At 70.0% G+C, this 938-nt stretch carries 2 protein-coding genes; both read left to right on the top strand.

Annotation, left to right across the window (positions count from 1 at the left end; genetic code table 11):
* Window positions 1-385, top strand: a 385-nt coding sequence (locus J0A65_RS24215; protein WP_463452343.1) for a bacterioferritin-associated ferredoxin, incomplete at its 5' end; no start/stop codon positions are given.
* Between the two features lie 70 nt (window positions 386-455).
* On the top strand, window positions 456-938 hold a 483-nt coding region (locus J0A65_RS24210; protein ID WP_206596817.1), incomplete at its 3' end, for a PAS domain-containing protein.

Below are 938 nucleotides of genomic sequence, written 5' to 3'. Positions count from 1 at the left end.
CGGCAGCGAGAAAGCCCTGGTGGAAGGCGCCATCGCCGGCCATGCGGCAGTCGGCGAGCACGATGCAGCGCGGCGTCTGTGGCCACGACGGCAACACTGGCAGGGGTTCGCCAAGGCGTTGAACGCAGCGTTCGCCTTGCGTGACGAGGTCAAGCACCTCGCCAGGCCCGAGACCCTGCTCTGCCGCTGCGAAGACGTGCCGCTGGCGGCCGTCCGCGACCAGGCTGGCTGGAGCCAGGCCAAGATGACCAGCCGCTGCGGCATGGGCGCCTGCCAGGGACGCGTCTGCGCAGCCGCCGCGCAGGTGCTGTTCGACTGGCCACAGCCGGCGCCCCGCTCGCCGCTCAGCCCGGCGCGCATCGACACCCTGCTGCACCTGCAATAGCGCCGTTCGAGCACTACCCCGGCGGCCCCTCGAGCCGTATGCTCAGGGGCCGCCACCTGTCAGTCGCACGATGTTAGACCTGCTGCCACGTTCCACGCTCACCGACCTGCCCGCGCTGCTCGACAGCCTTGCGGCGGTCGCGCCGTTGCTGGACGCAATGCCCGGCGTGGTGTTCTTCATCAAGGACCCGCAGGCACGCTACATGATGGTCAACCAGACGCTGGTCCGGCGCTGCGGCTGCAAGGACAAGCAGGCGCTGCTCGGCCGCACTGCCGAGGCAGTCTTCCCGTCGCACCTGGGCCCGCAGTACACCGCCCAGGACCTGCAGGTCCTGCAGGCGGGCGCACGGCTGGAGGATCAGCTCGAACTGCACCTGTACCCCGGACACCTCACCGGCTGGTGCCTGACCCACAAGCTGGCGCTGCACGATGTCGCCGGCAACGTGATCGGCATGGCCGGCGTGTCGTGCGACCTGCAGGCCGCGCAGGACACCCACCCGGCCTACCAGAAGCTGGCGGCGGTGGACGACTACATTCGCCAGCACCATGCGCGC

This window comes from Bowmanella yangjiangensis (genome assembly GCF_017255015.1).
GTDB classification, from domain to species: domain Bacteria; phylum Pseudomonadota; class Gammaproteobacteria; order Enterobacterales; family Alteromonadaceae; genus Bowmanella; species Bowmanella yangjiangensis.
This window is presented reverse-complemented; position numbering and strand designations above follow the sequence as displayed.